This window comes from uncultured Pluralibacter sp. (genome assembly GCF_913775985.1).
Lineage (GTDB): Bacteria > Pseudomonadota > Gammaproteobacteria > Enterobacterales > Enterobacteriaceae > Pluralibacter.
The window spans coordinates 1-5,502 of record NZ_CAJYMB010000105.1 but is presented as its reverse complement, the minus strand read 5'-3'; the positions used below and the strand labels follow the sequence as shown (position 1 = coordinate 5,502).

The window sequence follows — 5,502 nt, the reverse complement described above, 5'->3', positions numbered from 1 at the left end:
CGCCTGGCGGCGCAAAACGCCGTTGACGTCAGCCCGACCCTGCTGGCGGCCCACGCCGTGCCGCCGGAATACCGCGGGCGCGCCGATGACTACATTGAGCGAGTCTGCAGCGACATTTTACCGACTCTCTGGCAGGAGGGACTGTTTGAATCCGTGGACGCCTTCTGCGAAAACGTCGGTTTCACCCCGGCGCAAACCGAGCGCGTCTTCGCCACCGCGCAGGCGCTGGGTATTCCGGTGAAAGGCCACGTTGAGCAGCTCTCCGATCTGGGCGGTGCCGGGCTGGTGAGCCGCTATCGGGGGCGCTCGGCAGATCATATTGAGTACCTGAGCGCGTCCGGCGCCGGGGCGATGGCGGAAAGCGGCACGGTTGCGGTGCTGCTGCCCGGGGCATTTTACTTTCTCAATGAAACGCAAAAGCCCCCGGTGGCGCTGCTGCGGCAGCTGAAGGTGCCGATGGCGGTTTCCACCGACTTCAATCCCGGCACCAGCCCGTTCGCCAGCCTGCACCTGGCGATGAACATGGCCTGCGTCAAGTTTGGCCTCACGCCCGAAGAGGCATGGACCGGCGTTACCCGGCACGCCGCCCGGGCGCTGGGGCGCGAGGCCACGCACGGCCAGATAGCGCCAGGCTTTGTTGCCAACCTAGCGGTATGGGACGCCGCGCATCCGGCAGAGATTATTTACGAGCCGGGCAGCAACCCGCTTTACCAGCGGATCTGGCGCGGAGAGACAGCATGATCAACCTCTGGCAGCCGGTCGCCGACGATATCTGGCAGGGGCGCGATGACAGCGCCGAATCCCCGCAGGCCCTGCGCCTGTTTCAGACCGTGGTCCGCGCCGGGGCGTTCGATCCGCATCTGCTGCCGGGCGAAATTGCCCTGCTGGGATTTGCCTGCGATGCCGGGGTTGTCCGCAATAAAGGACGCTCCGGCGCGGCCCGCGCCCCCGACGCGCTGCGCCGGGCGCTGGCTAACCTGGCGAGCCATCCCGGGCGCTACGCCCTGGCGGACGCAGGCAATATCCTCTGCGAAGGGGACAATCTTGAGCAGGCCCAGCAGGCCCTGCGCGATGCGGTTTTCGCCTGCCAGCGGGCGGGGCGAAAAACCCTGGTGCTCGGCGGCGGTCATGAAACCGCCTTCGGCCACGGCAGCGGCGTGCTGGACGCCTTCGCGGACGAGCGGGTAGCGATTGTCAATCTGGATGCCCACCTCGACTTGCGCAGCGCGGCGCGGGCGACCTCCGGCACGCCGTTTCGCCAGCTGGCGCTGCACTGCGAAGCGCAGGGCAGGGCGTTCAGCTACAGCTGCCTCGGCGCCAGCCGGGCGGCCAACACCGGGGCGCTGTGGCAGGAGGCCGAGCGGCTCGGCGCCACGGTACTGGAGGATCTGACCCTGCTTGATCCGAACTCCAGGACGCTGGCCGACGCGCTGGCGGGCATTATTGACGCTCACGATCGGATCTACCTGACCATCGACCTCGACGTGCTGCCGGCCTGGGAAATGCCCGCCGTTTCCGCCCCGGCGGCGCTGGGTATTCCGCTGGCCCTGATATTGCGCATTGTCACAACCCTGTGTCAGAGTGGCAGGCTGCAGGCGGTGGATCTGGTCGAATATAATCCGCAGTACGACCGCGACGGGCAGGGGGCCCGCACCGCCGCCAGGCTGGCGTGGCACATCGCCCGCTTCTGGCACTAGCTTAAAGGACTCTACGATGCACGCACCGCGCACCGGCGCTCCGGCGCCGTTTTATGAAAAAATTAAGCGGGTTATCAGCGACAATATTGCCGCCGGGATCTGGCGCCCGCACGACAGGATCCCCTCCGAGGCGGAGCTGGTGGCCCAGTTCGGCTTTAGCCGGATGACCATCAACCGTGCCCTGCGCGAGCTGACGGATGAAGGCCTGCTGGTGCGCCTGCAGGGGGTCGGCACCTTCGTCGCCGAGCCGAAAGGGCAGTCGGCGCTGTTCGAGGTGCACAGCATCGCCGACGAAATCGCCGCCCGCCAGCACCAGCACCGCTGCCAGGTATTGCAGCTCGACGCGCTGCCCGCCGACGCCCGGCAGGCGCAGGCGCTCGGGGTTGCCGAGGGTACCGCCATTTTTTATTCGCGGATGGTGCACTTCGAAAATGAGGTGCCGGTCCAGCTGGAGGAGCGCTGCGTGAACGCGCTGGCGGTGCCTGACTATCTGCTGCAGGACTATACCGCCACCACGCCCCACGACTATCTGTCGCTGATTGCCCCGCTGACGGAAGGCGAGCACATCGTTGAGGCGGTCAAACCCAGCGCCCAGGAGTGCCAGCTGCTGCAAATTGGCGAGCACGATCCCTGCCTGCTGATCCGCCGCCGCACCTGGTCGCGTTCGACAATTGTTTCCCACGCCCGGCTAATTTTCCCCGGCAGCCGCTACCGCCTGCAGGGCCATTTCTCCTCGTAATCCCGCCGCGTCAGCAAAACGTGATTGCTGACGCAATACGGCAAAATTGTATCTTTTTTGTTAAATCGAGTATTGCCTGCAATTGTATAGACAAGTATATGTATTTATATCTTCATCGTACCCTTTGCAGGAGAACACCGATGCCAGGAACCAAACTACGCCAGCAGGAGATCCGCGCCCCGCGCGGCACGACACTCAACGCTAAAAGCTGGCTTACCGAAGCGCCGCTGCGCATGCTGATGAACAATCTCGATCCCGACGTCGCGGAAAATCCTAATGAGCTGGTGGTCTACGGCGGCATTGGACGCGCGGCGCGCGACTGGGAGTGCTACGACGCTATTGTTGCCGCTCTCAAGACGCTGGAAGAGGATGAAACCCTGCTGGTGCAGTCCGGCAAGCCGGTGGGCGTCTTTAAAACTCACGCCAATGCGCCGCGGGTGCTGATCGCCAACTCCAACCTCGTTCCGCACTGGGCCACCTGGGAGCACTTCAACGAGCTTGATGCAAAAGGGCTGGCGATGTACGGCCAGATGACCGCCGGCAGCTGGATCTATATCGGCAGCCAGGGGATCGTGCAGGGCACCTACGAAACCTTCGTGGAGGCGGGCCGCCAGCACTACGGCGGCAGCCTGCAGGGGCGCTGGGTACTGACCGCCGGCCTCGGCGGCATGGGCGGCGCGCAGCCGCTGGCGGCCACGCTGGCGGGGGCCTGCTCCCTCAATATTGAGTGCCAGCAGAGCCGCATCGACTTCCGCCTGCGCACCCGCTATGTCGACGAGCAGGCCACCTCGCTGGACGACGCGCTGGCCCGCATCGAGAAATACACCGCCGAAGGCCGTGCCGTTTCTGTTGCCCTGTGTGCTAACGCCGCCGACGTACTGCCGGAGCTGGCGCGGCGCGGCGCGCGCCCGGATCTGGTTACCGACCAGACCAGCGCCCACGATCCGCTCCACGGCTATCTGCCCCAGGGCTGGCAGTGGGAGGAGTATCAGCAGAGGGCCAAAGCCGATCCGCAGGGCACCGCCCGGGCAGCTAAAGCATCAATGGCCGAACATGTTAAGGCGATGCTGGACTTCCACGCCCGGGGTATTCCCACTTTCGACTATGGCAACAACATTCGCCAGATGGCCCAGGAAGCGGGGGTGGAAAATGCGTTTGACTTCCCCGGCTTCGTCCCGGCCTATATCCGCCCGCTGTTCTGTCGTGGGATAGGCCCGTTCCGCTGGGCGGCGCTCTCCGGCGACCCGCAGGATATCTATAAGACCGATGCCAAAGTCAAAGAGATGATCGAAGACGACGCGCACCTGCACCGCTGGCTGGACATGGCCCGGGAACGCATAAACTTTCAGGGGCTGCCGGCGCGCATCTGCTGGGTCGGGCTGGAGTGGCGGCAGAAGCTGGGGCTCGCCTTTAACGAAATGGTGCGCAGCGGCGAGCTGTCGGCGCCGATTGTTATCGGTCGCGATCACCTGGATTCCGGTTCGGTCGCCAGCCCCAACCGTGAAACCGAGGCCATGAAAGACGGCTCCGACGCGGTCTCCGACTGGCCGCTGCTCAACGCCCTGCTCAATACCGCCAGCGGCGCGACCTGGGTGTCGCTGCACCACGGCGGCGGCGTCGGGATGGGCTTCTCCCAGCATTCAGGTATGGTTATCGTCTGCGACGGCAGCGACGAGGCGGCGGCGCGCATCGCCCGGGTGCTGCACAACGACCCGGCTACCGGCGTCATGCGCCACGCAGATGCGGGCTATGATATTGCGATTGCCTGCGCGGCGGAGCAGGGGCTTAATCTGCCGATGGTGGCAGCGACTCAGGGACAAAAATCATGAAAACCCTAAACCTTACGCCCGGCCAGCTGACCCTCGCGCAGCTGCGCGATATCTGGAGCGGCCCGCTAAATCTTAGCCTCAGCGAAGAGGCGCACGGCGCTATCAACGCCAGCGTTGCCTGCGTGGAGACTATTCTTGCCGAGGGGCGCACGGCCTACGGCATCAATACCGGCTTTGGCCTGCTGGCGCAGACCCGCATTTCCACCGAAGATCTGGAGAACCTCCAGCGCTCGCTGGTGCTCTCCCACGCCGCGGGCGTCGGCGAGCCGCTGGATGACGCGATGGCACGGCTGATTATGGTGCTGAAAATCAACAGCCTGTCGCGGGGCTTTTCCGGCATTCTCCTGAGCGTGATTCAGGCGCTGATCGCGCTGGTCAACGCTGGTGTGACGCCGTGGATCCCCGCCAAAGGATCGGTGGGCGCCTCCGGGGATCTGGCCCCGCTGGCGCACATGTCCCTGACCCTCCTCGGCGAGGGCAAAGCCCGCTATCGCGGCGAGTGGCTGCCCGCCCGGCAGGCGCTGGAGCAAGCCGGACTGGCTCCCCTGACCCTGGCGGCGAAAGAGGGGCTGGCGCTGCTGAACGGCACCCAGGCGTCCACCGCCTTTGCCCTGCGCGGCCTGTTCGAAGCCGAAGATCTGTTCGCTTCGGCGATAGTATGCGGTGCGCTGACCACAGAAGCGGCGCTTGGCTCCCGACGGCCTTTCGACGCGCGCATCCACGACGCCCGCGGGCAGCGTGGGCAAATTGACGCTGCCGCGCTCTACCGCCACCTGCTCACCGACAGCAGCGCTATCGCGCAGTCCCACGCTAAATGCAGCAAGGTGCAGGACCCGTATTCCCTGCGCTGCCAGCCGCAGGTGATGGGTGCCTGCCTGACCCAGCTTCGCCAGGCGGCGGAGGTGCTGCTGGCGGAAGCCAACGCCGTTTCCGATAACCCGCTGGTGTTTGCCGACGACGGCGACGTCATCTCCGGCGGCAACTTCCACGCCGAGCCGGTGGCGATGGCCGCCGACAACATCGCGCTGGCGATCGCCGAAATCGGCGCCCTCGCCGAGCGGCGCATCGCGCTGATGATGGACAGCCACATGTCGCAGCTACCGCCGTTCCTCGTGAAAAACGGCGGCGTTAACTCCGGCTTTATGATTGCCCAGGTCACCGCCGCGGCGCTGGCCAGCGAAAACAAAGCCCTGGCGCATCCCCACAGCGTGGACAGCCTGCCCACCTCCGCCAACCA

General features: G+C 65.4%; 5 protein-coding genes. All 5 read left to right on the top strand.

The annotated features are described in order from the left end of the window. Positions 1–741 (top strand): amidohydrolase family protein (locus tag QZ766_RS12890; RefSeq protein WP_297202578.1); only part of this gene is annotated, 741 nt, incomplete at its 5' end. Then, positions 738–1,697, top strand: coding sequence for a formimidoylglutamase (gene hutG / locus QZ766_RS12885; RefSeq protein WP_297202575.1), 960 nt, complete (start codon positions 738–740; stop codon positions 1,695–1,697). The genes QZ766_RS12890 and hutG, both read left to right, overlap by 4 nt. A 16-nt stretch (positions 1,698–1,713) precedes the next feature. Further along, the gene (locus QZ766_RS12880) at positions 1,714–2,436 is read left to right on the top strand and encodes a histidine utilization repressor (protein WP_297202573.1); all 723 of its coding nucleotides are present in this window, start codon (positions 1,714–1,716) and stop codon (positions 2,434–2,436) included. Positions 2,437–2,576: 140 nt separating this feature from the next. Next, on the top strand, positions 2,577–4,265 hold the full coding sequence (hutU, locus tag QZ766_RS12875; protein WP_297202571.1) for a urocanate hydratase: 1,689 nt from the start codon (positions 2,577–2,579) through the stop codon (positions 4,263–4,265). Continuing rightward, positions 4,262–5,502, top strand: a 1,241-nt coding sequence (hutH, locus tag QZ766_RS12870) for a histidine ammonia-lyase (protein WP_297202569.1), incomplete at its 3' end; no start/stop codon positions are given. The genes hutU and hutH, both read left to right, overlap by 4 nt.

Excerpts from the sequence above, each read along its gene's own strand:
- hutG (WP_297202575.1), top strand. The coding sequence starts at position 738 with ATGATCAACCTCTGGCAGCCGGTCGCCGACGATATCTGGCAGGGGCGC.
- QZ766_RS12880 (WP_297202573.1), top strand. The coding sequence starts at position 1,714 with ATGCACGCACCGCGCACCGGCGCTCCGGCGCCGTTTTATGAAAAAATT.
- hutU (WP_297202571.1), top strand. The coding sequence starts at position 2,577 with ATGCCAGGAACCAAACTACGCCAGCAGGAGATCCGCGCCCCGCGCGGC.